The sequence below is a fragment of the Pseudomonas sp. BC42 genome, from assembly GCF_021560055.1.
Taxonomy (GTDB): domain Bacteria; phylum Pseudomonadota; class Gammaproteobacteria; order Pseudomonadales; family Pseudomonadaceae; genus Aquipseudomonas.
The window spans coordinates 2,515,048-2,536,660 of sequence record NZ_CP091067.1; the positions used below are offsets into that span (position 1 = coordinate 2,515,048).

32 protein-coding genes are annotated in these 21,613 nt (G+C 58.4%); 27 read left to right on the forward strand and 5 right to left on the reverse strand.

Annotation, left to right across the window (positions count from 1 at the left end; genetic code table 11):
* Window positions 1–75 precede the first annotated feature (75 nt).
* A complete protein-coding gene (locus tag L1O02_RS11745) occupies window positions 76–321 on the reverse strand; it encodes a hypothetical protein (protein ID WP_235759921.1) in 246 nt (81 codons plus the stop codon).
* A 25-nt stretch (window positions 322–346) separates the two neighbouring features.
* Window positions 347–1,135, reverse strand: a complete 789-nt coding sequence (locus L1O02_RS11750; RefSeq protein ID WP_235759922.1) for a S24 family peptidase — start codon at window positions 1,133–1,135, stop codon at window positions 347–349.
* A 116-nt stretch (window positions 1,136–1,251) separates the two neighbouring features.
* Here L1O02_RS11750 and L1O02_RS11755 point away from each other — a divergent pair, with 116 nt between their 5' ends.
* From L1O02_RS11755 to L1O02_RS11805, 11 genes are all read left to right on the forward strand, one after another.
* Window positions 1,252–1,455, forward strand: coding sequence for a Cro/CI family transcriptional regulator (locus L1O02_RS11755; protein WP_085600386.1), 204 nt, complete (start codon window positions 1,252–1,254; stop codon window positions 1,453–1,455).
* An 81-nt stretch (window positions 1,456–1,536) separates the two neighbouring features.
* On the forward strand, window positions 1,537–1,959 hold the full coding sequence (locus L1O02_RS11760; RefSeq protein ID WP_123394334.1) for a phage regulatory CII family protein: 423 nt from the start codon (window positions 1,537–1,539) through the stop codon (window positions 1,957–1,959).
* A gap of 51 nt (window positions 1,960–2,010) precedes the next feature.
* Complete coding sequence (locus L1O02_RS11765; RefSeq protein WP_235759923.1) at window positions 2,011–2,913, forward strand: helix-turn-helix domain-containing protein; 903 nt, start codon at window positions 2,011–2,013, stop codon at window positions 2,911–2,913.
* A complete protein-coding gene (locus L1O02_RS11770; RefSeq protein WP_235759924.1) occupies window positions 2,903–3,685 on the forward strand; it encodes a hypothetical protein in 783 nt (260 codons plus the stop codon). The genes L1O02_RS11765 and L1O02_RS11770 overlap by 11 nt, the downstream gene beginning before the upstream one ends.
* A complete protein-coding gene (locus L1O02_RS11775; RefSeq protein WP_229365226.1) occupies window positions 3,682–4,197 on the forward strand; it encodes a hypothetical protein in 516 nt (171 codons plus the stop codon). Before L1O02_RS11770 ends, L1O02_RS11775 begins: the two co-directional genes overlap by 4 nt.
* Complete coding sequence (locus tag L1O02_RS11780) at window positions 4,194–4,808, forward strand: recombination protein NinG (RefSeq protein WP_235759925.1); 615 nt, start codon at window positions 4,194–4,196, stop codon at window positions 4,806–4,808. The genes L1O02_RS11775 and L1O02_RS11780 overlap by 4 nt, the downstream gene beginning before the upstream one ends.
* Window positions 4,805–5,491, forward strand: a complete 687-nt coding sequence (locus tag L1O02_RS11785) for a hypothetical protein (protein ID WP_235759926.1) — start codon at window positions 4,805–4,807, stop codon at window positions 5,489–5,491. The genes L1O02_RS11780 and L1O02_RS11785 overlap by 4 nt, the downstream gene beginning before the upstream one ends.
* Window positions 5,492–5,757: 266 nt before the next feature.
* A complete protein-coding gene (locus L1O02_RS11790) occupies window positions 5,758–6,261 on the forward strand; it encodes an SHOCT domain-containing protein (protein ID WP_235759927.1) in 504 nt (167 codons plus the stop codon).
* A gap of 309 nt (window positions 6,262–6,570) precedes the next feature.
* Window positions 6,571–6,891: a hypothetical protein gene (locus tag L1O02_RS11795; RefSeq protein WP_041117060.1), complete on the forward strand. Its 321-nt coding sequence runs from the start codon at window positions 6,571–6,573 to the stop codon at window positions 6,889–6,891.
* A 126-nt stretch (window positions 6,892–7,017) separates the two neighbouring features.
* Window positions 7,018–7,347, forward strand: coding sequence for a hypothetical protein (locus tag L1O02_RS11800; RefSeq protein ID WP_022639557.1), 330 nt, complete (start codon window positions 7,018–7,020; stop codon window positions 7,345–7,347).
* Entirely contained in the window at window positions 7,344–7,688 is a 345-nt protein-coding gene (locus L1O02_RS11805) for a hypothetical protein (protein ID WP_235759928.1), read from the forward strand. Before L1O02_RS11800 ends, L1O02_RS11805 begins: the two co-directional genes overlap by 4 nt.
* 43 nt (window positions 7,689–7,731) lie before the next feature.
* On the opposite strand, the gene L1O02_RS11810 is transcribed toward L1O02_RS11805, so the two are convergent.
* On the reverse strand, window positions 7,732–8,118 hold the full coding sequence (locus L1O02_RS11810) for a hypothetical protein (protein ID WP_235759929.1): 387 nt from the start codon (window positions 8,116–8,118) through the stop codon (window positions 7,732–7,734).
* A gap of 53 nt (window positions 8,119–8,171) precedes the next feature.
* A complete protein-coding gene (locus L1O02_RS11815; protein WP_235759930.1) occupies window positions 8,172–8,501 on the reverse strand; it encodes a hypothetical protein in 330 nt (109 codons plus the stop codon).
* 89 nt (window positions 8,502–8,590) lie between these two features.
* Here L1O02_RS11815 and L1O02_RS11820 point away from each other — a divergent pair, with 89 nt between their 5' ends.
* From L1O02_RS11820 to L1O02_RS11835, 4 genes are read left to right on the forward strand one after another with little or no spacing between them, the layout of a single operon-like run.
* Window positions 8,591–9,190 carry a hypothetical protein gene (locus L1O02_RS11820; protein ID WP_235759931.1) on the forward strand — a complete coding sequence of 200 codons (600 nt, stop codon included), beginning with the start codon at window positions 8,591–8,593 and terminating at the stop codon, window positions 9,188–9,190.
* Between the two features lie 3 nt (window positions 9,191–9,193).
* Window positions 9,194–10,681, forward strand: a complete 1,488-nt coding sequence (locus tag L1O02_RS11825; RefSeq protein WP_235759932.1) for a terminase — start codon at window positions 9,194–9,196, stop codon at window positions 10,679–10,681.
* Window positions 10,678–12,096, forward strand: coding sequence for a DUF4055 domain-containing protein (locus L1O02_RS11830; protein ID WP_235759933.1), 1,419 nt, complete (start codon window positions 10,678–10,680; stop codon window positions 12,094–12,096). Before L1O02_RS11825 ends, L1O02_RS11830 begins: the two co-directional genes overlap by 4 nt.
* Entirely contained in the window at window positions 12,071–13,156 is a 1,086-nt protein-coding gene (locus tag L1O02_RS11835) for a minor capsid protein (protein ID WP_235759934.1), read from the forward strand. Before L1O02_RS11830 ends, L1O02_RS11835 begins: the two co-directional genes overlap by 26 nt.
* 2 nt (window positions 13,157–13,158) lie before the next feature.
* Here L1O02_RS11835 and L1O02_RS11840 read toward each other — a convergent pair whose 3' ends face one another.
* Window positions 13,159–13,674, reverse strand: a complete 516-nt coding sequence (locus tag L1O02_RS11840) for a hypothetical protein (protein WP_235759935.1) — start codon at window positions 13,672–13,674, stop codon at window positions 13,159–13,161.
* 124 nt (window positions 13,675–13,798) lie between these two features.
* Between L1O02_RS11840 and L1O02_RS11845 the strand changes: the two genes are divergently transcribed.
* The 12 genes from L1O02_RS11845 to L1O02_RS11900 all read left to right on the forward strand — a co-directional run bounded on the left by L1O02_RS11845 (window position 13,799) and on the right by L1O02_RS11900 (window position 21,502).
* Entirely contained in the window at window positions 13,799–14,527 is a 729-nt protein-coding gene (locus L1O02_RS11845) for a hypothetical protein (RefSeq protein ID WP_235759936.1), read from the forward strand.
* A 12-nt stretch (window positions 14,528–14,539) separates the two neighbouring features.
* Window positions 14,540–15,502, forward strand: coding sequence for a major capsid protein (locus tag L1O02_RS11850; RefSeq protein WP_235759937.1), 963 nt, complete (start codon window positions 14,540–14,542; stop codon window positions 15,500–15,502).
* 46 nt (window positions 15,503–15,548) lie between these two features.
* Window positions 15,549–16,139, forward strand: coding sequence for a hypothetical protein (locus tag L1O02_RS11855; protein ID WP_235759938.1), 591 nt, complete (start codon window positions 15,549–15,551; stop codon window positions 16,137–16,139).
* A gap of 59 nt (window positions 16,140–16,198) precedes the next feature.
* Window positions 16,199–16,702: a DnaT-like ssDNA-binding protein gene (locus tag L1O02_RS11860; RefSeq protein WP_235759939.1), complete on the forward strand. Its 504-nt coding sequence runs from the start codon at window positions 16,199–16,201 to the stop codon at window positions 16,700–16,702.
* A 36-nt stretch (window positions 16,703–16,738) separates the two neighbouring features.
* The gene (locus L1O02_RS11865) at window positions 16,739–16,942 is read left to right on the forward strand and encodes a hypothetical protein (RefSeq protein ID WP_235759940.1); all 204 of its coding nucleotides are present in this window, start codon (window positions 16,739–16,741) and stop codon (window positions 16,940–16,942) included.
* A gap of 45 nt (window positions 16,943–16,987) precedes the next feature.
* Window positions 16,988–17,356, forward strand: a complete 369-nt coding sequence (locus L1O02_RS11870) for a hypothetical protein (protein WP_235759941.1) — start codon at window positions 16,988–16,990, stop codon at window positions 17,354–17,356.
* Window positions 17,353–18,006, forward strand: a complete 654-nt coding sequence (locus tag L1O02_RS11875; protein ID WP_235759942.1) for a hypothetical protein — start codon at window positions 17,353–17,355, stop codon at window positions 18,004–18,006. Before L1O02_RS11870 ends, L1O02_RS11875 begins: the two co-directional genes overlap by 4 nt.
* Window positions 18,003–18,419 carry a phage tail terminator-like protein gene (locus L1O02_RS11880; protein ID WP_235759943.1) on the forward strand — a complete coding sequence of 139 codons (417 nt, stop codon included), beginning with the start codon at window positions 18,003–18,005 and terminating at the stop codon, window positions 18,417–18,419. The genes L1O02_RS11875 and L1O02_RS11880 overlap by 4 nt, the downstream gene beginning before the upstream one ends.
* A 402-nt stretch (window positions 18,420–18,821) precedes the next feature.
* Window positions 18,822–19,475 carry a phage tail protein gene (locus L1O02_RS11885; protein ID WP_235759944.1) on the forward strand — a complete coding sequence of 218 codons (654 nt, stop codon included), beginning with the start codon at window positions 18,822–18,824 and terminating at the stop codon, window positions 19,473–19,475.
* 3 nt (window positions 19,476–19,478) lie between these two features.
* Window positions 19,479–19,859: a phage tail assembly chaperone gene (locus L1O02_RS11890; protein WP_183001616.1), complete on the forward strand. Its 381-nt coding sequence runs from the start codon at window positions 19,479–19,481 to the stop codon at window positions 19,857–19,859.
* A 65-nt stretch (window positions 19,860–19,924) separates the two neighbouring features.
* A complete protein-coding gene (locus L1O02_RS11895) occupies window positions 19,925–20,185 on the forward strand; it encodes a DUF1799 domain-containing protein (protein WP_235759945.1) in 261 nt (86 codons plus the stop codon).
* A 207-nt stretch (window positions 20,186–20,392) separates the two neighbouring features.
* Entirely contained in the window at window positions 20,393–21,502 is a 1,110-nt protein-coding gene (locus L1O02_RS11900) for a BON domain-containing protein (RefSeq protein ID WP_235759946.1), read from the forward strand.
* The last annotated feature ends 111 nt before the right edge of the window (window positions 21,503–21,613 follow it).

Here is a 21,613-nt window from a genome sequence, read left to right on the forward strand (position 1 = left end):
ACCTGACTCCTGTGCTTTCTGCATTGTAGGCTGCGAATGCTAAGCCAAGGGCAAAGAGAATCATCACAACCGCCATCAAAGACCCCTACAAGTCAGAATTGTGCCATTCTCCTGATCAAGAGTAAGGGCCCTGTGACTCACACCCGTTTTGGTTCGATCCGATGCCAAGTTTAGCCAATATAGGGCATTGAAAAGGGCCTTCGCCTCGGTATCTCGTCCATCACCCCAAGGCCTCTCAGTCATCTTGTTGAGAGCCTGGATGAAGAGTTCGATATCAGTAGTCGTTGCTGCTTTGCTGTGCGCTGGTTTGTTCTTTGGCATTCAAGGCTTCCGCGGCGCTGGAGAATCAGCGAGCAAACATTCCCCACCAAAACACATGGCCCAGGATAGATATCTGCTGCTCCTGGACCTCTGCGAACGTGTAGTCCTCATCCGGGTGCTCGTCACGATTGAAGCTTCGCAGGCGGAGTCCTGTGGGTAGGCGATAGACCTGCTTCACGCGCAGCTGGCCGTTGTGGTTGATCGCATAGAGGTCGCCATCAACGATGTCGCCAAGCGAGTTCTTACCAGTGTTCACGCCGACCGTGGCGCCATCACGTAGTACTGGAAACATGCTGTTGCCGCGGACGATCACGCACCTGGCATTGCTGAACTGCACATTGTTACGGCGCAGATCGCTCTTGAAGAAGCGCAGCTTGGCTGTGTCGCTTTCCTCAATCACGAATCGGCCAGAGCCGGCCGCCAGCTCTACTTCGCGAAGGAAGGGGACGTAGACCTCGTCGTCGGTGAGGGGAGTCGCGTCGTCCCAGGTCTCGATTGTGCCCAGTTTTACATCGGGCCTGATGCGATCTTGCTGCACATTCGCGACGGTAGAAATCAGTCGGGAGCTGACCTCGCTTGCGTCGAAGTTCAGCGCCTTTGCGAGCTTTAGTAGCGCCTCCACATTCAGAGGGACCTTTCCGGTCGCGTACTGGCTGAATGCGCTCTGACCAGACCATCCGCAAGCTTCTGCAACATCGGCCTGCGTCAGGCTGCGCCCGGCAGCTTTCGCAGCCGATTTCCGCTGCTCGTAGATAGCCTTGAGCTTGGCGCTTTCGGCAACTTCTTCGGGGGTAAGGGGGCGACGTATTTTCATGGGGACAAGATTATTAGCAGAACTGATATTTACGCAAACAGCGCTGCTAGTATTGTGTTGCTGATAAAAAGCAGCGCTGCTACTATTTGTTGTAGATAACAAGTCGTGGAAACTCCATGAAAAAGATCCCTTTGAGCAAATACCTAGAAGAGCACGGCACCCAAGCCGCGCTTGCTGCTGCTCTCGGCGTGAACCAGAGCGCGATCTCGCAAATGGTTCGAGCCGGCAGAAGCATCGAAATCACCCTTTATGAGGATGGGCACGTTGAGGCGAATGAGATTCGGCCCATCCCTGCACGCCCCAAGCGTACAGCCGCCTGAAACAGGTGTTGCTGACTGCTTGAGCAAATGATCGCTGCTGCATGGGCAGGGCGCCACGGAAACAGAACTGAGGTTTTACGAATGGAAGATTTTCTGCGGTCCTGCCAGAGCGCTGTGCTGGACAACGAGGCGAAGGCCTTGGCCGCCAAGATGGGGGTTCCACATGTGAGCCTGCTGCAGCGCGCCAACCCGGACAACGATGCACACCACCTGACGGTTGAGCATTTGTTTGGGATTTTGCTTCACACCGGGGACATGCGCCCTTTGGCAGCACTGGCCAGTGAGTTTGGCTTCGACCTGGTGGCTCGCACCGCGCCAAAGCCGCAGGCCCTGACCAAATCACTGATCAGCGTTGGCAAGGAAGTGGCTGAACTGACCATCGCGGTACATGAAGCCCTAGATGACAACCACGTCAGCGCTTTCGAGAAGTCCCAGATCCGCCAAGAGATTCAGCATGTCCGCCACAGCCTCGACGTGATGGATGCGTCGGTGAAGGCGGCCTGACATGCAGTTCATCGCCACGATCAACAAGGTGAACGCGCGAGGGGGTGTTACATGAGCATGGGGCTTATGGTCGCCGCGATGAAGATTCGCGTAGGCAATCCATTGCGCAAGCTGGTACTGATCAAGCTAGCCGACAACGCCAGCGATATGGGGGAGTGCTGGCCGTCCTATCAGCATATCGCCGACCAGTGCGAGATCAGCAGGCGCTCTGTCATGAACCATATTAACGCCTTGTGCGAGGCAGGACTGCTTCGTAAGGAAATTCGGAAGGGTGGGCCGAAGGGTAACTCGTCGAACGTCTACTTCCTGACCCTTGATGGTGGTGCACCTCCTGCACCAGGGGTAGTGCAGCAGATTCACCAGGGTAATGCAGCAGGTTCACCCCCTAGTGAATCTCCTGCACCAGGGGGTAGTGCAGGAGCTGCACCCAGAACCAGTCACTCTTCTGAACCAGTCAATGAACCGGTCACTGAACCAATTGCGCCCCAGGCTTCCGCCAAGGTCGCGACGGGTCAGGTCGTTCCATTCGCTGCCCTGCAGCCACGCTGTGAAATCCCGGCCGATATGCCGGGCCCCAGGGACCAGTCCTGCAAGACCTTCAAGGCCTGGGCCAACTACGCCATGGCCTACCGCAAACGCCACGGTGCATGGCCAGTGTGGAACGCCAAGGTCGCCGGGCAGCTGGGCCAGGTCATCGACCGCCTTGGCATCGACGTCGCACACCACGTTGCCGCGTATTTCCTGACCATCAACGACTCCCGGGTTGTTTCGAACATGCACAGCATCGGCGACCTGCTGGCCAAGGCCGAGGCCTACCACACCCAATGGGCCACCAATCGCCAGATGACTGGGACCACTGCCCGGCAGATCGAGCAGACCCAAACCAACTTCAGCGCTGCCGAGCAGGCCCTTGAAGCGCTCCGAGCCAAGAAGGCTGCAGCCCATGCTGAATGACGCACAGCAAGAACGATTGCTCCTGTCCCTGTTTGCCACTGCCGAGGTGATGGGGCAGCAGCTCACCCAGGCTGCAGCACTGCTGATGGTCGAGGACCTGCGCGAATACACCGAGCCTGTGCTTACCGCAGCGCTTCGCAGCTGCCGTATCGAGGGCGGCCGCCTCACGGTTGCATCGATCCTGAAGCATGCCCAGTCGGCTGATGGGCGCCCGGGAAAGGACGAGGCTTGGGCCATCGCCATGACCGCCAACGATGAATTTGAAACGGTGGTGCTGACCGACGAAATCCAGCTGGCCCTGGCCGCGGCGAAACCCATCTTGGATGGCGGCGACAAAATCGGCGCACGTATGGCGTTCATCGACGCCTACCAGCGGTTCGTGAGTCAGGCCCGCGAGGATGCGAAGCCAGTCAACTGGCATGTATCTGTAGGCTTCGACGCCAACCGTCGCATCCAGGCTGTGACCAAAGCGATGGAGCTGAAACGCATCCCGCGCGAACACGCGCAGAAGTACCTGGCGGACCTGAGTGTCGAGCCGATCACCGAGGATGGTCGGGCCATAGCGGGTTTACTCACTGGCACAGTCACCCGGCCGGAGCCGGCGCTTCGCCAGAAACTGGAGCTCGTGAAAAGCTCGATGCTGGAAATGCGCAAAGCAAGCGCAGAGCAGAAGGACGAGATACGGATTGCAGCGGCAAATGAATTGGCTGATCGCCGGGCCCTGCTGATCAAGCAGGCCCGGGAACTGGAAGCGAAGAGGGCGGCGCAATGACCAAGCCAGCCAAGCCCCGCCCAATGCCCGTGTACCTGGTTCTGCGCCGCCTGATCGACCCAGCCACTGGCAAGGAGGTGGCGGCATTCGTGCCGTCCTCCGATGCCGATCGGTCGATACTTCGAGAGCGTGAGTTTCGGATCAACACGAAGATCCGCGCCGACCTCAAACAGCCGCGCAACCCACGGTTTAACGGTTTGGTCCACGGCTTGGGCCGGGTACTGAGCCAAAACATAGACCGGTTCTCTGGCAAGCAGTCCCACGATGCGATCAAGGCCCTGCAGTTGGAGTCTGGCGTGTACTGCGACGAGGAGTTGTTCGACATCCCGGGCCTGGGTCAGCTCACCCGCAAGACGCCGCGCAGCCTTTCCTACGACTCGATGGGAGAGGAGGTGTTCCAAGACTTCTGGCGCCAGTGCTGCGCGTACCTGGTGCTGAATGACTGGCCGTCGCTCACGGAAGAGCGCTTGACCGAAATGGCTGAGTTCGAAGCATTCAAGGAGGCCGCGTGAAGCGCACCCCACTACAGCGCAAAACCCCGCTCACGTCCGTCGGCAAACGTCGAAAGCGCTGTCCATCTTGCCGGGTTATGTTCACGCCCGTACGCGCCTCCCAGGCTGTGTGCGGGGAGATCGAGTGCGCCATCGCTCATGGCCAGTCAGAGAAGGGACAGGCAAGCGCCCGGAAAGCCCTGGCTGATGTTGAGCGCCGGGAGATCAAGGTCCGCAAGGAAAGGCTGAAGAGTAGGGCGGACCACCTCCGAGAAGCTCAGGCGGTGTTCAACGAATGGGTTCGCCTGCGCGATACTGATCTGCCCTGCGTCAGCTGCGGGCGGCACCACGACGGTCAATACCACGCCGGCCATTACCGCACCGTCGGCGCGAACCCAGAAATCCGCTTCGAGCCCTTGAACGTCTGGAAACAGTGCGCTCCCTGCAATACCCATCTGTCCGGCAACTTGGTGAACTACCGGCTTTCGCTCCTGCAGCGAATCGGCGCCGAGAAACTGGATTGGTTGGAAGGACCGCATCCCACACGCAAGTACACCATCGAAGAGATCAAGGCCATCAAGGCCGACTACCGCGAAAAGATAAAAGAACTGAAGAAGGGGATCGCAGCATGAAGCTGATCAATGCAAGGCAGGTATGGACAGAGGCTCAGCACGAATCGAATGCGTCGATCAGCGCTGTGGCAATTGAGCGGGCCGAGTCGGCACCGGTGAAGACTGGCGGCCGTATTGGAAAGCGCGAGGCGCAGTTTCCGGCGCTGGGCAGTGAGAAAGGGGAGGAGGCTGCGTGCTTCTCGGTTCCGGGGCAGCGGATCAGCATCAGCGAGACACGCCGCACGCCGATTGGCCGGTCCACAGCCCGTGCTGCGCACCTGGCCACGATCGGCAAGGTACTGCGCGCCATCGACACACTGCCGTTCCAGGTGCAGCAGTTCGGGCACTACCTGTACCACCCGGCAATGAACATGCGGCACCTGCTGAACGCAGTGCTGCTCGTCACCGCCAAGGCAGCGCTGCCCGATCTGACATCAGCCAAGCGTGTGAAGGCTCAATACTTGGTAACCCTGGCCCTGCAGTCCTACAAGGGTGAGGCTCACGGCGCGGTAGAGTGGGGGCCGGCCCGGGTCGCCTCCGAGATGAAGGAGTTCTTCGGCGTCACCATCGATCCCAAGAACTGGACGCGTGACTGGCTGGAGTTGTGGGAATCCCTGAAAGAGGTGATTAAGGAAGTGGATATACAGGCTCAGCAGCCAGTATGGCAGGTGATTCACTCGGAAAAAGATCAAGAGGCGGCATAATTGTATTGACATGACGGGGTTTTGTGCGTACTTTTTCCATAGTGCACAAGTAACGCGAAACGCACACGAAACCCTGAACCCGGCCAAGCGCCGGGTTTTTTATTGCCCGAAACTCGTCATCTTAGTTCCAGCGGTCGAGAAGTCGCCTTGTAAGCTGATGAGCTAAGTCGTTAGTGGGGTCTGGTGTGGCGTGATGGCTTTTGGCTGGCATGGCTTTGGGCTCTTGGATATGATCCGGCAAAGGGCCAATCACAAGGAGCTTCGAAGTGGCTGATGAGTCGAAACATGTCGCAAAATTCAGGGCCAAACATCTTCAGAGCGGTGAGCAGATTCTCGCCTGGGGTGAGGGCTACATCGGCGAAATGATGGGCAAAGGGAAGGATGCTCAACACAACGGTGTATTGATCATCACTGGCTCCAGGGCGGCTTTTTACCGGAAGGGGCTTTTTGGCGAGGTCATCGAGACCATGCCGCTGAAGGGCATCACCTCGATCGAGCGAAAGTCTTTCATGGGGCACCGTTCGCTCCGCCTACATACATCGCATGACGCGCTTGAGTTCAAGACCTTTAAAAAGGAAAAGGAGCAGGCGCTATTTGATGCAATTGAAGAGGGCCGCCATGCAGGCGCTCAACCGGCGGTTCCTGCAGCACCCCCGGCAGGCGGCGACGCCATGGCAACGCTAACTAAGTTGGGAGAGCTCAAGGCTGCCGGCGTGCTGACTGAGGAAGAATTCAGCGCCAAGAAAGCTGAATTGTTGGCTCGACTCTAAAGCAGCGGTCAATTGTACCTACTAGAGCCTCGGCATTTGCCGGGGTTTTTTCGTTTATGGCTTCCCACACCCTTTGCTTGGAGCTGCTAATACAGGTGGGCAAACAGGGCTCAAAATACTGGTTGCATGCACAGTATTTTGTTGAGATAGTCATTCCACTCCCCGGGTACACAGGATGCGGAGATCAGCTCGATATAGGTTCTGATCTACACGTGTCCTAGTGAAGGCCTTGAGCCTCGAACCATCGCCTTTGAGCGACATGAAAGCGGAACTATCCGCGCCACTCATTTCACTCAAAAGGTATATGTCATGACTCAGGTTACTGTGGGTAGCAAGTTCATCAACCAAGTAGGTTACAGGCAATACGTCAATGCTCTTGTAGAGCCTGCGGCAAACACTACTGGCATCGTCATTCGTACGGTCTCAGCATGCGGTGGCCGTTTGTATGCGGATACCGTGAAGCCGCCTCTCAGCCATCGGATGGATAGCTACCCTGCAATTTTTGCGGCGTCGTCCGGCTCCAACTTCGACACTCTTCCTTATGAGCTGGTGGTTCCGGCTGGGCTTGGTATTTTCTGGGCCCCAGGGAATGACAACTCCAGCGTATGGATGACCTACGACAACCTGTAAGCGTTCATGAGCGTCCGACTTTTGTGCCGGACGCTCTGCTTCCTGCAAAAAAGCATATGAAATCCTCAATCCCATTGTGCTTCCGATACCCCCTTTTTCTTGAATCGTGCCCACGGAGTCGAGCGCATGGAGTTTCTATACCGCCTGCTCGACAGGCTTGATACGTGGTTTACCGCGGGGTTGGTTGGCGCGTTCGCCGCGAGCTGGTGGCACCGTGACGACTTGGTCGACCGAAAGGCCTGGGCCGTCTTCATTTTCTCGGGTGCTGTATGCGCCCATTACCTGACTGGACTGGTTAGCGCTTATCTGGGAGTGGTCGAGCCACGCAGCGTTGCCGGTATCGGTTTTCTGCTCGGCACCTTCGGCGGCTCATTGATCGCTGCCATTACCCGGGCAATCAAAGCTGCTGACCTTTGGGCGTTCATTCGTTCGAAGTTCGGGGGAGGTGGCACATGATCCTGGAACACGTTGCAACGTGGTCGGCTGGCCTGATCGCGCTATGGGCGACCTGGTGCTGCTTGAGCGGGAAGGTCCGCGACGGGGTGCTGGGAAAGTTGATCTACGTGACTATCGCGCTGAGCGGCTATGCGCTCCTGGTGCGCAACGACAGGCTGATCATGTCTCAGTCGGTGGCTGAGGCGACCTTGTACGCCTCCCTGGCCCTGGCCGGTGTTCGGCACGTCTTCATGGTCACGTACTGGCAGCGGGTGAAGGTCTGGCTGTGCCGGACGCTGAACTGTGAGCACTGTCTGCGCTGTGACAAGGCGCCGGGCGGCATCGAGCGCCGGAGCAAGTAGCCAGCGCCACGTTATAGGGTGCGCCATTTCGTGACGCGAATTACTACGAGTTCTCAGCGACGAACCGCTGCAAGCCATCGATTGCGTAAGAGAGTTCGAATTCCACTTCGTGTAGCCCCCTAGCCCAAAGGTCGCTCTTCGGGTTTGTGTCAGCGCGCAAGCGGAAGTTAGCGGATGTGCTTCTGACTGCTGGCCCGAAGAAACACTGCTCCAGCTCGGTCTTTGCGATTTTTCGCCTCGATAGAGTTTCGTGCTTGGCGGCTTCTTTGATCTCGTTCTTGAGGTCGGAGAGGCGGCGTTTCATTGAGTCGATGCTAGTCGGGGAAAGCCTGGATTTGTCAAAGGCTTCGTCAGCCAAACTACGTGCTTCGTCGTGCCAGCGCTGAAGCTCGGCCTCAACTGCCGCAGCCTCAAGAAGATCAATTTCCATATGTGTACCATTTCATGTGATGAGTGCCGCAGGTGAGTACGGCACGCAGGGATTCAGTTACGGTAGGGCTCGACTGTTTGCCGCGAAGCAGGGAACCATAGCCACTCGCCATCTTGCAGTGGGGTGTGGAAATTCCGCTTCACCTCAAACACAAAGTCAGTTCCTTTGTGGCCGGTCACCGAAATGATGTGAGCCGAATACCAGCCGTTGAATGGTTCCGTCTTCAGGCCCAGCCATCCAGCACGTTGGACAATGCCGCCTGATCCATCTGCACCGGTGTAGAGAGAGCGTTCGCCCGGATTGAAATGGAACGGCACCGCAGAAAGCCTCACATGGCTATCTGATCCTTGGTCAACATTAATTTCCGCTGTTTCGAAATCCATCCCGCGGCTCCTGCGTTGAGTTGATTCTCACCAATACCGGCAACCCGCCACCATTTCAATCCCTGCTTTAGGCTCACCAGAGACAAATTATGACAACCAAGCAACCCGACTGGGAGGCGATTGAGCGAGCCTACCGGGCCGGCGCGCTTTCCATCAGAACCATCGCTGAGCGCCAAGGCGTGAGCGACACCGCGATCAGGAAGAAGGCCAAGGCCCTTGGATGGGCAAGAGACCTTTCTGACCAGGTGCGGAAAGAGGTTCGCAGCAAGCTGGTTCGCGGAGAGGTTCGCAACGACCAAGGCGCGAACCGCGAACTTGATGCAGAAATCATCGAGGAGGCCGCAGAGGAAGGCGCACAAGTGGTTCGCAGCCACCGCCGTGATATTCGCAAGGCCGCGAATATTGCGAACCTCCTGATGGATGACCTGCTCACCACGATCAAGCGCCGCGAGGAGATCGAGGACGCCATCGCTGAAGAGACTGCCGATGATGAGAGTGGCTTTCGTCGTAGCTCGATGTTTGCAGCTGTGGCCCTGCCCAGCAACGCCAAGACCCTTTTCCAGCTGTCCTCGGCTATGAAGAACCTCCAGGTGCTCGAGCGTCAGGCGTTCGGCCTGGACGAGAAGGAGAAGACGGACGAAGCGGACGAACTGTCCAAGCTGATGGATGAACTATCGAAGGAAGCCTGACCCATGAAGCCCGAGCACCTGAAACTGCTCCGGGATCGGTTCTGGCGGCTGAACAACCTCTACTTCATTACGGACAAGCAGGGCAAGAAGGTCCGCTTCCGCATGACGCAGGAGCAGGTCGATTACTTCCAGGGGATGCACACTCGGAACATCATCCTCAAGGCTCGGCAGTTGGGCTTCACCACGCTGGTCTGTATCGTCCAGCTGGATGCCGCGCTGTTTGAGGCCGCCAAGTGCGCCTTGATCGCCCACACCCTGAACGACGCCAAGCGCCTGTTCCGGGAAAAGGTGAAGTACGCCTATGACAACCTGCCCAAGGAGATCAGGGCAGCCAACCCGGCGCGCAACGATGCAGCGGGCGAGCTGGTGTTCAGCAAGGGCGGGTCGCTGTACGTCTCGACCTCCTTCCGGGGCGGCACGCTGCGCTACCTGCATGTGTCCGAGTTCGGGAAGATCTGCGCCAAGTTCCCACACAAGGCGCGGGAGATCGTCACCGGCGCTTTCGAGGCCGTGGCCGCTGAGTGCTTTGTCACCATCGAATCGACGGCCGAGGGCCGGGCCGGCTACTTCTTCGACTACAGCCAGTCTGCCGAGAAGCAGCAACTGGCCGGTGTGCCCCTGGGCCTGCTGGACTGGAAGTTCTTTTTCTTCAGTTGGTGGCGGAACCCGCTGTACTGGCTGGACGCGACTGACGTCACGATCCCGGATCGCCTGACCAAGTATTTCGACGAGCTGGCGGCAAAGCACGGCATCGTCACCAACCCAGGCCAGCGCGCCTGGTACAGCGCCAAGGAGAAGACCCTCGGCGACGACATGAAGCGGGAGTACCCGTCGATACCGGCTGAAGCATTCCAGCAGTCGATTGAAGGCGCCTACTACGCCCAGCAGTTCACCAAGCTGTATGCCGCTCAGCGCATCGGCTCGATACCAGACAACAGCCACTTGCCGGTGATGACTTTCTGGGACATCGGCGTCGGCGACTCCACGGCCATCTGGTTTGTGCGCAAGGTTGGCGAGCAGTACCACGTCATCGACTACTACGAGAACTCAGGCGAGGGCCTGCGGCACTACATGAAGGTGCTCAAGGATAAGGGTTACACCTACTCCGAGCACTGGGGCCCGCACGATATCGATAACCGCGAGTTCGGCAGCGATGCCAAGACCCGCCGAGAGCTGGCCCGTGAGGGCTACGACATCGATGGCGAGAAATACAGCATGACCTTCGAGGTTGTCCCAAAGCTTGGCGTCAACGATGGCATTGAGCAGGTTCGGGAGATTCTTCCGCACTGCGTGTTCGATGAGTCGAAGTGCGAGGAGGGCTTGGGATGCCTCGAGAACTACCGCAAAGAATGGGATGACAAGCGCGGCTGCTGGAAAGACAAGCCGCTTCACGACTGGACCTCACACGGTTCTGACGGATTCCGGTACTTCGCTGTGGCGAAGAGCGCCAGGAAGCCGGCCACCTCTATCAAAATGGGATACGCCCGATGAGCAACGACGTCTCCTTCAAGCGGGCGGACTACATCGAGGCTCTGGGCCGCTGGGCGACAGTCCGCGATGTGTGTGCCGGCCAGCACCGGGTTGTCGACCGACTGCCGTACATCAACGCACACGACAAGTCGCCGGAGAACCAAGACCGTAACCGGGCCTACCGCGAGCGAGCAGTGTTCAAGAACGCCACTGGGCACACCCGAAACGGGTTGCTGGGCCTGGCGTTCCACAAGGCCCCGACATTGTCGGTATCGAAGAAGCTGGAGTACTTGCAGGACAACGCCAACGGTTCTGGCGTGAGCATCTATCAGCACTCACAGGGCACGCTTGAGAAGGTGCTGGAGGCTGGTCGGCATGGCCTCTATGTCGACTATCACCAGGACGATGGCATAGGCGGCCACTCCGTGATCCTGTCCTACTGCGCTGAAGACATCATCAACTGGCGCACCGGGATGGTGAATGGCCACAGTGTGCTGACCCTGGTGGTGCTGCGAGAGGCGCCGGAGGAGGAAGACGGCTTCGGCTTCAAGGTGATTGAGCAGTATCGAGAGCTGGCATTGGAGCCCGATGGCTTCGTCTGCCGGGTCTGGCGTCGATCTGGCCCGAAAGGCGGCGGCCCGCTGGCTATCGTTGAAGAGTTCAGGCCGGAAGGCATTACAGGACGACTGAAAGAGATACCGTTCACCTTCGTTGGCGCGCAGAACAACGACCCGACCATCGATGAGTCGCCCCTCTACGACATCGCCATGATCAACCTGGGCCACTACCGGAACAGCGCTGACTATGAAGACAGCGTCTTCTGGTGCGGTCAGGCCCAGCCGTGGATCTCAGGTTTGACCGAGCAGTGGGTGAAGCTGCTGGAGGAAAAGGGCGTTTACGTCGGCTCTCGTGCGCCGATGCTGCTGCCGGTTGGCGGTCAGTTTGGTTATGCGCAGCCGGAACCGAACACGCTGGTCAAGGAGGCCATGGCCGACAAGAACCAGATGATGATCGAGCTGGGCGCTCGCATGGTCGTGGCGTCTCTATCGTCCAAGACGGCAACCGAGGCTCGCGGCGATCAGTCTGCATCGACTTCGGTCCTTGCCGGGTGCGTGGCCAACGTCAGTGAGGCTTACACCCGGTCGCTCATGTGGTGCTGTTCCTACATGGGCATCACTGACAAGAAGGTCTCCTACCAGGTCAACCAAGAGTTCGTGGAGCTGACAGCGGATCCGCAGATGATCACCGCGCTCGTTGGGCTCTGGCAGAACGGCGGATTCGCGAAGGCTGACCTGCGGGCCTACTTGCGCAAGCTGGGGCTGATCGCTCCTGAACGCACGGACCAGCAGATCGATGGCGAGCTGCAGGAGCAGGGCGATGGCCTGGGCCTGGACGACGAGGACGAACCAAATGGCGGCAAACCAAGCAATCCTTGACGCCACGATCCGGCACGCGGTCTTCCTCGAGAAACTGAAGGCGGGGGAGGTGGGCAAGTTCGCCCCCTTCCTCAAGGAGATTGATCGTTCGATCCGGGATCGGCTCACCCGGTCGGACCTGACCGAGTACAACGTCAAGCGCCTGGAAGCGCTGCTGAAGGAGGTCGATAGCCTGTTGCTGGGCATATTCGACCGCTACAGCACGCAACTGAACCTCGACCTGGTGGACATTGCCAACTACGAGGCTGAGTTTGAGGCTACGAGTTTGGCCAGGTCGGCGCCGGTTGGCGTCTCGCTGGATGTGGCGGCTCCGACTGTTGCAGCTGTTCGCACTGCGGTCCTGACAAACCCGCTCAGTGTGCGCGGCACCGGTGGCGGGAAGCTGCTGAAGGCCTTCATCAAGGGCTGGACCACCGCCGAGCGCGAGCGCGTCACAGGCGCGATCCGGCAGGGCTTCTTCGAAGGACAGACGAACTTCCAGATCATCCGCAACATCCGCGGAACCAAGGCGGCAGGCTACAAGGACGGTATCCTGGCCGCCACCAACCGCAACGCCAGTACCGTGGTGCACACCGCGATTCAGCATGTGTCGTCTCAGGCGCGCATGGAAGTGGCCAAGGCCAACACGGACATCGTGTCCGAGGTTGAGATGGTCGCCACGCTGGACAGCAAGACCAGCCAGACCTGCCGATCGATGGATAAGCGGCGGTTTCCGGTCGACTCCGGGCCCCGGCCGCCGTTTCACCCGAACTGCCGGACAACCTTCGTCCTCATCACCAAGCTGAGCGCGGCTTTCGCCAAGGGCGCAACTCGGGCCTCTGTCGGTGATGGCGGGCCCCAGCAGGTCAGCGCGAGCCTGGACTACTACCAGTGGCTTCAGCAGCAGCCTGCGGCGTTTCAGGACGTGGCAATCGGCCCTGTTCGGGGCAAGTTGTTCCGGGAGGGCGGATTGACCGTGGAGCGGTTCGCAGAGCTGCAGCTTGATCGTAACTTTGCACCGCTGACACTATCGAAGATGAAAGGGTTAGAGCCATTAGCCTTCGAGAGAGCGGGTATCTGAACTCAGAGTTCTGTACATTTCGCCCTCTTGGACTCGACGTCATTCATGATCTGGAAATAGAAAGTAGGCCATTTTTTTGCTGCGGCATTGAGTTCTTTGTAAACACGCATCTTGTCCTGTTCTGGGGCGTTGAAAGTTTCACGCATCAGGTTGGAGACCTTAAGGGTTTCGACGGATATCTCTGGGGCATAGACCGCAATCATGAATGCGTTTTCCATTAGCTTTTCTGCCCGTTCGCTCCAGCCTGCATCATTTCTCAGTGGGCTAACAGAATAGCTTGTGATGCTGGCGAGGTTTAGCAGGAACGCATCTCCTTTGGAGCGCAGTGTTTCTTCAAGCTTGTCCATGCGTTGTACGCAATTCTGTACTCGAATTTGATTCAGCGACTCTTTGTTCGCAAACAATGAGAGGGCTGAGCTACCAAAGGCGCCCATTAATGCCGCTGCGGAGCTTACGATTGCCACGATAACGGTCTCTGATTTAGGCAGGAACCGCTCTTTCCATGTGGGCTTACTCATCATCATCCTCGTTGGTCTATCTGGGTGGTGGATCGTTACAGCCCAGAAACATCAATACAACCCGCTCCGGCGGGTTTTTTTATGCCTGCAAAGCGGGCAACACATACCCAAGGGGTACATCAACGTGGCAGAAGAAAACGAAATCGACCTGGAAAACCCGGCAGTCAAGGCCGCTATCGCGACTGCTGTTGAGGCATCCGTTTCCGGGTTGAAAACCAAGAATTCTGAGCTGCTGGGCAAGCTGAAGGAAACCACTGGCAAGCTGACCCAGTTCGAAACCCAGTTCGAGGGCATCGATATCGACGCCGTCAAAGGACTACTGAGTCGTGCCGGCCAGGATGAAGAAACCAAGTTGCTGACTGAAGGCAAGGTGGACGAAGTCTTCAATCGCCGCACCGAGCGCCTGCGTGGCGACTACGACAAGCAACTGAAGACTGTCACAGCGCGCGCTGAGAAGGCTGAAGCCTTCGCTGCCAAGTTCCAGGGCAAGGTCCTGGGCGACTCGGTACGCGGCGCAGCGCTGAAGGCCGGCGCACTCCCTGAAGCAACCGACGACATCATCCTGCGCGCCAAAGGCGTGTTCACCCTGAACGAAGAGGGCGAAGCCGTTGCCGTTGATGAATCTGGCGAGATCATCCTCGGCAAGGACGGCAAGACCCCTCTGACACCGCTCGAATGGGCGGAGTCTCTGCGCGAAAGCGCACCTCACCTGTGGCCAAGGGCCTCAGGCACACAAGCCCCGGGCGGGGGTAGCGGCCAGGCTGCATTCAAGCGCTCCGAAATGACCGCCGAGCAGAAGCGCGACTACCAGCGCAAGCACGGCCAAACCGCGTACCTCGCATTGCCCAAGTAAGGGGATTCATCCATGCCAACCACTGTTAACAGCGACCTGATCATCTACAACGATGAGGCGCAGACCGCATACCTGGAGCGTGTCCAGGACAACCTGGACGTGTTCAACGCATCCTCCAATGGTGCCATAGTCCTCGACAACGAGCTGATCGAGGGCGACTTCCGCAAGCGCGCCTTCTACAAGATCGGCGGCTCGCTGGAACACCGCGACGTCAACTCCACCGGCAAGGTGATCGCCAAGAAGATCGGTGCCGGCGAGGCGGTGGGCGTCAAGGCTCCGTGGAAGTACGGCCCGTACCAGACCACCGAAGAGGCGTTCAAGCGTCGCGGCCGTCCGGTGGACGAGTTCTCCCAGATCATCGGCGCCGACGTGGCGGATGCAACCCTGGAAGGCTTCATCCAGTACGCCACCGCTGCGCTGCGAGCCTCGATTGGCTCCAACGCCGGCATGGTGGTCACCGCCAACATCGAAACTGACGGCAAAAAGACTCTGACCCGCGGCATGCGTAAGTTCGGCGACAAGTTCGGCCGCATCGCTCTGTGGGTCATGCACTCCAGCGCCTACTTCGACATCGTCGACGAGGCCATCACCAACAAGATCTACGAAGAAGCTGGCGTTGTGATCTACGGCGGCCTGCCGGGCACCCTCGGCAAGCCGGTATTGGTAACCGACACCGCGCCGGCGGACGTGATCTTCGGCCTGCTGCCGAATGCTGTGGTCATTACCGAATCTCAGGCCCCGGGCTTCCGCTCGTACCCTGTGAACGATGAAGAGAACCTGGGCATTGGCTACCGCGCCGAGGGCACCGTTAACATCGATGTTCTGGGCTACAGCTGGAAGGAATCTGCTGGTGGTGCCAACCCGACCCTGGCCGCCGTAGGCTCGGCCGCCAACTGGGCCAAGCACGCAGACAGCAACAAAGTCACCGCCGGCGTAATGATCACGCTGACCCCGACGCCACCGGCTGGTGGTTGATACCTGCCCCTGGAAGCGGTCAGCAATGGCCGCTACGGAGATTTCCATGGAACTGATTTACACGAACCAGCTTGAAGGCTTCGATCCGGACAAGCGGTACCGGACTGCAAGCCTGTTTCGGGGTATCGAGCGCGATGCGACGGCGGTGGCGGTCGTTGGCGACTATCCGGACATTGTCGCTGCCTATGAGGCAGCAGGTGTTGATGTTTCGGTCGTAGAGGCTTCAGCCGTACCTGTCCCAGGCGCCAAGGTGCCTGCATCTGGTGAGCTGGCAGACGAAGTTGCAAAGCTGCGAGCTGAAAATGGCGCGGTCATTCTCCTGCTTGATGGTCTGGATGCTGGCGAAATCCAGCAACCCGGGTCTGGCGAGCTGGCGACCCGCCTGTTTGAGGTGCTGGGCATCATCCATGCCTCAGTCGGCGAGCTGACAGCTGAGCGTGATGGCTTGCTCCTGACTGTCGACGCACTGCGCGGCGAGGTCGAAGCTCTGAAGAAGGCCGCACCTGCGCCGCAAACTGACGACGCTGGCGAAATCGCGGCGCTCAAGGCCAAGCTTGACGCAGCAAACGTGCAGTACCGGGCCAACGCCTCGAAGGAATCGCTTGAAAAGCTCATCGCTGAGCTGCCCAAGGCCTGATACTGCTGGCTGCCGGTGATCCGGCGGCCAATCCTCCACCCATTCCAGCGAGTTGACGCATGACACTCATCATTGAGGACGGCACCGGGAAGCCTGACGCCGAAAGCTACGCATCCGCCGAGGACCTGGCCTTGTACGCCGTCAAGTTCGGCGTGACCATTCCCGCTGAGGTGCCTGCCCAGGAAGCCTTGCTTCGCCGCGCGGCTCTGGCAATGGATGGCATGACCTGGAAGGGCCGCAAGACCAGCAGCGAGCAGGCTCTGGCCTGGCCGCGCCGGGAAGTGCTGCTGGATCAGGAGATCAAGCCTAACAACTACCTGCCGGCGCGGATTCAGTACGGCCAGATGGCCCTGGTCGCCGAGATTCACCAGGACGACATCGACCCGATCGAGAAGCGCAAAGGTGCGGTAACCCTGGAGCGTGTCGAAGGTGCGGTAACCCGCGAGTACGCCACCATCCCGAACACCAGCGGCCGACTTTTGCCGGCGGCGCCGGATCGGCCGAGCGCCACGCAGTTTGCCGATTATCTGCTCAAACGCGGGTTGTTTGCAGTTCGAGCATAGTGATAGCTTTATGCCTTCACTAATGGAGATGCACAAATGTCGGACGAGAGAAGGGTGTTTGCTAATGAGGCAGCCGCGTGGGATCAATATGCCGCAGCTGCGCTAGGCGCAACGATTGTAGGGAGCAAGTCGTCTGAACAGGCCGTTCAGGTTGCAGCTGATCTCGCTGATGGCCTGCTGCGTGAGCGCCAGAAGCGAACCAAAGCTGCAGGTGATTACCTTTCCAGCAAGACAAAGTAAATGTAGCCCAGCCATCGCGCTGGGCTTTTCACATCTGGAGCCTCCATGGCCTTCTACGACGAAATGGCCGTGATGGCTCTGGAGATGATCACAGAGTTCGGCCAGCCCGTAACCATCCGCGACATTAAGCCCGGCGAGTACGATCCTGATACTGACTCGGCCGGTCCTGACACCATCATCGAGCAGACGGCCCAGGGGATCCTTCTCGACTTCACAGGCCTGGAGTTCCAGAACAACAGCCTCATCAAGCTGGGCGACAAGAAGCTCAAGGTCGCCGCTCAGGGGCTGGCGTGGGCGCCGGATCTGCTGAACAAGGTGGTCATTCAGGGCCGGACCTGGTCCATCATCCCACCGCTGAAAGAGATCAACCCCGCCGGTACGCCGATTCTGTACGAGCTGCAGGTGCGGTCATGAACCGGTACGCGGGCAGGAACGGCAGCTTCGCCGAGAACATCCGCCGGTTCGCTGAGCAGGCCAAGGCCGGCATCGATGCCACCTTTCGCGAGATCGTGATCGAGATCGGCAGCAGCGTGATTCGCATGTCACCGGTGGGCAATCCGGAGATTTGGGCCGCCAACGTGGCGCACCGTGCGGCCAACACGCGGGCAGCCGACGACTACGACTTCAAAGTCTCGGTGCGCAACACACTGATCAACCTGGACGAAAGCAACTTCACCAAGGCCGGCAAGCTGCGCCGCGGCGTGAAGTACGCCAAGCCCCTGACCAAGACTGAGCGCGACCAGAACTTCAACGTGAACGGCCTGGTCGCCGGCAAGGACTATGTAGGCGGCCGCTTCCGGGGGAACTGGCAGTTCTCGATCGATACACCCGCCGACGGCACGCTGGATCAGGTCGATCCTTCTGGCGGTGTGACTCTGGCCAAGCTGCGGCTACAGGTCGGACAGCTGACAGCAGGCCAGACAGCCTACATCGTGAACAACCTGCCTTATGCGGTGCCACTTGAATACGGGCACTCCAAGCAGGCCCCCGGCGGCATGGTTCGAATCACGCTCGCCAGGTTCCAGCAGATCGTCGACGAAGCCATCAGGAACAACCAGGTATGAGTCATAACGTCATTGCCACGATCTACCAGGCCAGGGTTATCGGCTGGGCGAAAGCCAGGGTTCCGCCGCTGAAAGTGGTCGTCGAGAACGAGGCCTACACGCCGAAGGACGGAGAGACCCACATCAGGACCTACACGCTGCCGGCGGATACTGCGAGCAACACCCTGGGCGGCGATCACCGGCTGTACACCGGCGTCTTCCAGGCCAGCGTAGTAGTACCATCGGGTAAGTACCGCGGTCCGGCCGGCGGCTTGGCTGACGAGGTCAGCGCGCTGTTTCCGCTGTATGAACGGAACGAGAAGGCCGGCTTGACGGTGATCACCATGACGCCACCAGACCAAGCCCCTGGCATTCAGGGAGACACGACCTACACCGTGCCCGTGTCCTTCCAGTACCGCGCCGATACCAACTGATCGTCATCGCGCTAAAATCGCGTGCATTCAGATTGGGTGATCAGGGTTACGCCATGGATGCAGCAACAAAGGCACGCTTACAGTGGCTGGATGAGTCAGCCGATAACCACGGCTGGAACAATCGAGAGGAAATCAGTGCAAGTGAAAGATGCATCTGCAGCGCCTGCGGCCAGTGGTCTGTTCCAGCTCAAATAGCGAGATGGTACGAAGACAAGCATGCTTGTTGCCCTCACTGTGGACTGGCCGGCGTTGTCGTTGGATCCAAGTCTGGACTGCCACTTGAAGAGTACGAAGGCTGCCGATTTCCTGAGTAGCGCTTCTGCTCCATAAATCGCCCTTCGGGCAACCCTACAAACCCGCCATTGCGCGGGTTTTGTCATTTCTGAAGAGAGGAAACACCCAATGGGCTACAAAATTCCTAATGGCGGCACCTTCCAGCACGCCGCGACTTACGCCGCCGCTCTGTCCTTCACCGCAATTTCCAACGCCTCCGAGGCGGTCGCCACCGTTGTGGGTGCCGACCTGGACGCCGGCGACATCGTGCTGCTGACCTCCGGCTGGAGCAAGCTGGACGACAAGGTGGTGCGCATTAAAGCCGCGACTGCCACGGCGATCACCCTGGAAGGGATCGATACCACCGATACGCAGCTGTTCCCGGCTGGCAACGGTGCAGGCACCATGAAAAAGATCCTCACCTGGGTACTGATTCCGCAGGTCACCGATCTGGCTTTCTCCGGCGGCGAGCAGAACTATCTCGACGTCACCTTCTTGGAAGATGACCAGGGCAAGCAGATCCCTACCGACAAGTCCGCGGCGAGCATGGTGCTGACCATCGCAGATGATCCGGCCCAACCCTTCAACGCGGTGCTGATGGCGGCTGACGCCGGCAAGAAGGTACAGGCCGCGCGCCTCAACCTCCCCGGCAATGACACGCTGCTGTACGGGGCCTACACCTCGTTCTCCAAGCAGCCGGCGGTGTCCCGTAACAACCTGCTGACCCGCACCGTCAACCTGGCGCTGCAATCCGAGCCAACCCGCTATTTGACCTCGGTGTAACCCATGGCCAAGTTCTCGCTGATCCAGAATCCAATCTTCAAGGCCGACGTGCTGATCCCGCAGTTGGGCGGCGAGCCGGTGAAGGTGGGGTTTGAGTTCAAGTACCTGGACCGGACCGGTCTGGCCGAGCTTTACGCTGAGTGGGGCGAGCGCCACAAGGCTCTGGGGTTGAAGGCTGACGAGATGGACCTGAAAGCCTTCACCGCGGCCCAGATCGACCTGCAGGTGGATCAAGTTAAGGCGGTGGTGGCCGGCTGGGACTTCGAAGAAGAGTTCAACGACCAGAACATCCGCATTCTGGTCACCTCGATTGTCTCGATTCCCAGCGCGGTATTGGCGGCCTATTCCGAAGCCTTCAACCAGGCCCGCCTGGGAAACTCCTAAGCGCCGCGCGCGCACTCTACGAGCAGGGGCCTTCGGCTGAAGAGCTGAAGACCTTTGGCTTTCTGGTGGGTGATCTCACCGGCCAGGACTGCGAGGTCTGGCCGGACAACTGGCCGGCCTTCATTGTCTTTGAGGCGATGTACACCCAGTGGCGGGTCGGCGCGTGCGGCGCTACCGGTCTGGACTACGGCGTCCTGCCGAGCGTCATCCGAATGTGTGGTGTGCCGGCTGGCTCCAGGCAAAGCATTTTCAGTGACATCCGGGAGATGGAGGCCGAAGCCCTGCAGGTGATGGCGGAACAGTGGGAGAGTACGAGGGAGGCCTGATCCTCAAGTACAAACAAAGTCGGTTCAGTAATAGCTAGCTGTGCATAGGTGGGTTCGATATTACAAAGGGGAATGCGCCTACTTTTATCTTGCGCATCTTTCAAGCATGATTGATCACGGTCGTTGTTAGCTACAAGAAGCTCGAAGCCCTTGTCTATGAAGTTAATATCACACTTCGTATGACTCAAAACGCATAAGGTGATTACGATGAATAGTTGGCTTGTTAAAGGAGTTTTAGTTGCTGTCATATCGCTTTTTACTGGAGTGGCAGCAGCGATTCCATATGAGTTCGACTACGCGATCTCCAAGCAACTGAGGGCATATCTCGCAACGCAAGTACCTTCAGCCGTTTCCCAAATGAACCCGAGGTACGAGGTAGTTAATGGTGTTGTGCTTCTCACTGGCGTGCTGCCGAACAAAGCGGAGATCGAGCAGCTCGGCGCTTTTGCCAAGAATATACCCAATGTAAAGCGCGTAGAGAATGATGTGACGGTCGGCCGTACTTCTATTTCCCAGCAGAAAATTGATAACAGGATTGAACGAGACCTAGCGGCAATAGAACAAAGAAATCATTTTGTTCGAGCGGTAGCTAGTCAGGGCGTAGCGTATCTTCTAGGGTTTGTAACACGGGCAGAAAAGGACTCTATTACTGCTCAGGTTCAGCGCGTTGACGGCCTAAAACGAATCGTTTTGCTCTTCGAGTACATTGACACGCCGGAGCAGCTGACTGCCAGGGAAAGTTCGGTGCAGGCTGACCTGCCAGACGACCCCAAAGAGGACGAAGAGATGACACGGGATGAAGCCTTAAGCATCCTTGCTGGTGCCGTTCTGAATCAGGCTGCTAAGCAAAAGTCTTACCGTCAGAACAGAATCGCTCCTGAAGAAACTCTTTCGCCGCAACCGCAACGGGCTAATAAAGTCAATGACCCACGTGCACAGGAGAGACAAATTACTGGTGGGGTGGCCGCCGGTACTAGCTTCTCTACACCTGACTCCTCTGACAGCAATCTTGAATACGACCAAGCAGTTAGCGAGTGTGTAGTTTGGGAGAGGCACCCAACACTTAAAGCATACAAACAGTTCCGTAATACCTGCGGGTTTGAAGTATATGTTTTGCGCTGCATGAGTACAGATAACATTGACGGATGCGCAAATCGACAGTGGGGATCTTTCACGCTTAAGCCCTACGCGACGGACATTAGCACAGCCAAAAGTGTTAAGTGGATGGCATGTCGGGCACCTTATGTGGCGCTGGGCTCAAAGGTGACCTTTAATGGCGATAGGCTCTCTGTACCGTGCCAAAAACGCAAATCTTAAAAAGGCGTCCACCTGAGCCACTCACGAAAGTCTAACGCTTAAGGTAGAGCCGAAGCGATCTAAAGCAAGTATAGAGCCACGAGCTCCGTGCACTGTTGTAAAAGCAAGCCG

What these genes read in the sequence shown, in the direction of transcription:
- L1O02_RS11745 (WP_235759921.1), bottom strand. Translation starts at nt 321, where the DNA reads ATGCCAAAGAACAAACCAGCGCACAGCAAAGCAGCAACGACTACTGAT.
- L1O02_RS11750 (WP_235759922.1), bottom strand. Translation starts at nt 1,135, where the DNA reads ATGAAAATACGTCGCCCCCTTACCCCCGAAGAAGTTGCCGAAAGCGCC.
- L1O02_RS11755 (WP_085600386.1), top strand. Translation starts at nt 1,252, where the DNA reads ATGAAAAAGATCCCTTTGAGCAAATACCTAGAAGAGCACGGCACCCAA.
- L1O02_RS11760 (WP_123394334.1), top strand. Translation starts at nt 1,537, where the DNA reads ATGGAAGATTTTCTGCGGTCCTGCCAGAGCGCTGTGCTGGACAACGAG.
- L1O02_RS11765 (WP_235759923.1), top strand. Translation starts at nt 2,011, where the DNA reads ATGAGCATGGGGCTTATGGTCGCCGCGATGAAGATTCGCGTAGGCAAT.
- L1O02_RS11770 (WP_235759924.1), top strand. Translation starts at nt 2,903, where the DNA reads ATGCTGAATGACGCACAGCAAGAACGATTGCTCCTGTCCCTGTTTGCC.
- L1O02_RS11775 (WP_229365226.1), top strand. Translation starts at nt 3,682, where the DNA reads ATGACCAAGCCAGCCAAGCCCCGCCCAATGCCCGTGTACCTGGTTCTG.
- L1O02_RS11785 (WP_235759926.1), top strand. Translation starts at nt 4,805, where the DNA reads ATGAAGCTGATCAATGCAAGGCAGGTATGGACAGAGGCTCAGCACGAA.
- L1O02_RS11795 (WP_041117060.1), top strand. Translation starts at nt 6,571, where the DNA reads ATGACTCAGGTTACTGTGGGTAGCAAGTTCATCAACCAAGTAGGTTAC.
- L1O02_RS11800 (WP_022639557.1), top strand. Translation starts at nt 7,018, where the DNA reads ATGGAGTTTCTATACCGCCTGCTCGACAGGCTTGATACGTGGTTTACC.
- L1O02_RS11805 (WP_235759928.1), top strand. Translation starts at nt 7,344, where the DNA reads ATGATCCTGGAACACGTTGCAACGTGGTCGGCTGGCCTGATCGCGCTA.
- L1O02_RS11810 (WP_235759929.1), bottom strand. Translation starts at nt 8,118, where the DNA reads ATGGAAATTGATCTTCTTGAGGCTGCGGCAGTTGAGGCCGAGCTTCAG.
- L1O02_RS11815 (WP_235759930.1), bottom strand. Translation starts at nt 8,501, where the DNA reads ATGGATTTCGAAACAGCGGAAATTAATGTTGACCAAGGATCAGATAGC.
- L1O02_RS11820 (WP_235759931.1), top strand. Translation starts at nt 8,591, where the DNA reads ATGACAACCAAGCAACCCGACTGGGAGGCGATTGAGCGAGCCTACCGG.
- L1O02_RS11825 (WP_235759932.1), top strand. Translation starts at nt 9,194, where the DNA reads ATGAAGCCCGAGCACCTGAAACTGCTCCGGGATCGGTTCTGGCGGCTG.
- L1O02_RS11830 (WP_235759933.1), top strand. Translation starts at nt 10,678, where the DNA reads ATGAGCAACGACGTCTCCTTCAAGCGGGCGGACTACATCGAGGCTCTG.
- L1O02_RS11835 (WP_235759934.1), top strand. Translation starts at nt 12,071, where the DNA reads ATGGCGGCAAACCAAGCAATCCTTGACGCCACGATCCGGCACGCGGTC.
- L1O02_RS11840 (WP_235759935.1), bottom strand. Translation starts at nt 13,674, where the DNA reads ATGAGTAAGCCCACATGGAAAGAGCGGTTCCTGCCTAAATCAGAGACC.
- L1O02_RS11850 (WP_235759937.1), top strand. Translation starts at nt 14,540, where the DNA reads ATGCCAACCACTGTTAACAGCGACCTGATCATCTACAACGATGAGGCG.
- L1O02_RS11855 (WP_235759938.1), top strand. Translation starts at nt 15,549, where the DNA reads ATGGAACTGATTTACACGAACCAGCTTGAAGGCTTCGATCCGGACAAG.
- L1O02_RS11860 (WP_235759939.1), top strand. Translation starts at nt 16,199, where the DNA reads ATGACACTCATCATTGAGGACGGCACCGGGAAGCCTGACGCCGAAAGC.
- L1O02_RS11865 (WP_235759940.1), top strand. Translation starts at nt 16,739, where the DNA reads ATGTCGGACGAGAGAAGGGTGTTTGCTAATGAGGCAGCCGCGTGGGAT.
- L1O02_RS11870 (WP_235759941.1), top strand. Translation starts at nt 16,988, where the DNA reads ATGGCCTTCTACGACGAAATGGCCGTGATGGCTCTGGAGATGATCACA.
- L1O02_RS11875 (WP_235759942.1), top strand. Translation starts at nt 17,353, where the DNA reads ATGAACCGGTACGCGGGCAGGAACGGCAGCTTCGCCGAGAACATCCGC.
- L1O02_RS11880 (WP_235759943.1), top strand. Translation starts at nt 18,003, where the DNA reads ATGAGTCATAACGTCATTGCCACGATCTACCAGGCCAGGGTTATCGGC.
- L1O02_RS11885 (WP_235759944.1), top strand. Translation starts at nt 18,822, where the DNA reads ATGGGCTACAAAATTCCTAATGGCGGCACCTTCCAGCACGCCGCGACT.
- L1O02_RS11890 (WP_183001616.1), top strand. Translation starts at nt 19,479, where the DNA reads ATGGCCAAGTTCTCGCTGATCCAGAATCCAATCTTCAAGGCCGACGTG.
- L1O02_RS11900 (WP_235759946.1), top strand. Translation starts at nt 20,393, where the DNA reads ATGAATAGTTGGCTTGTTAAAGGAGTTTTAGTTGCTGTCATATCGCTT.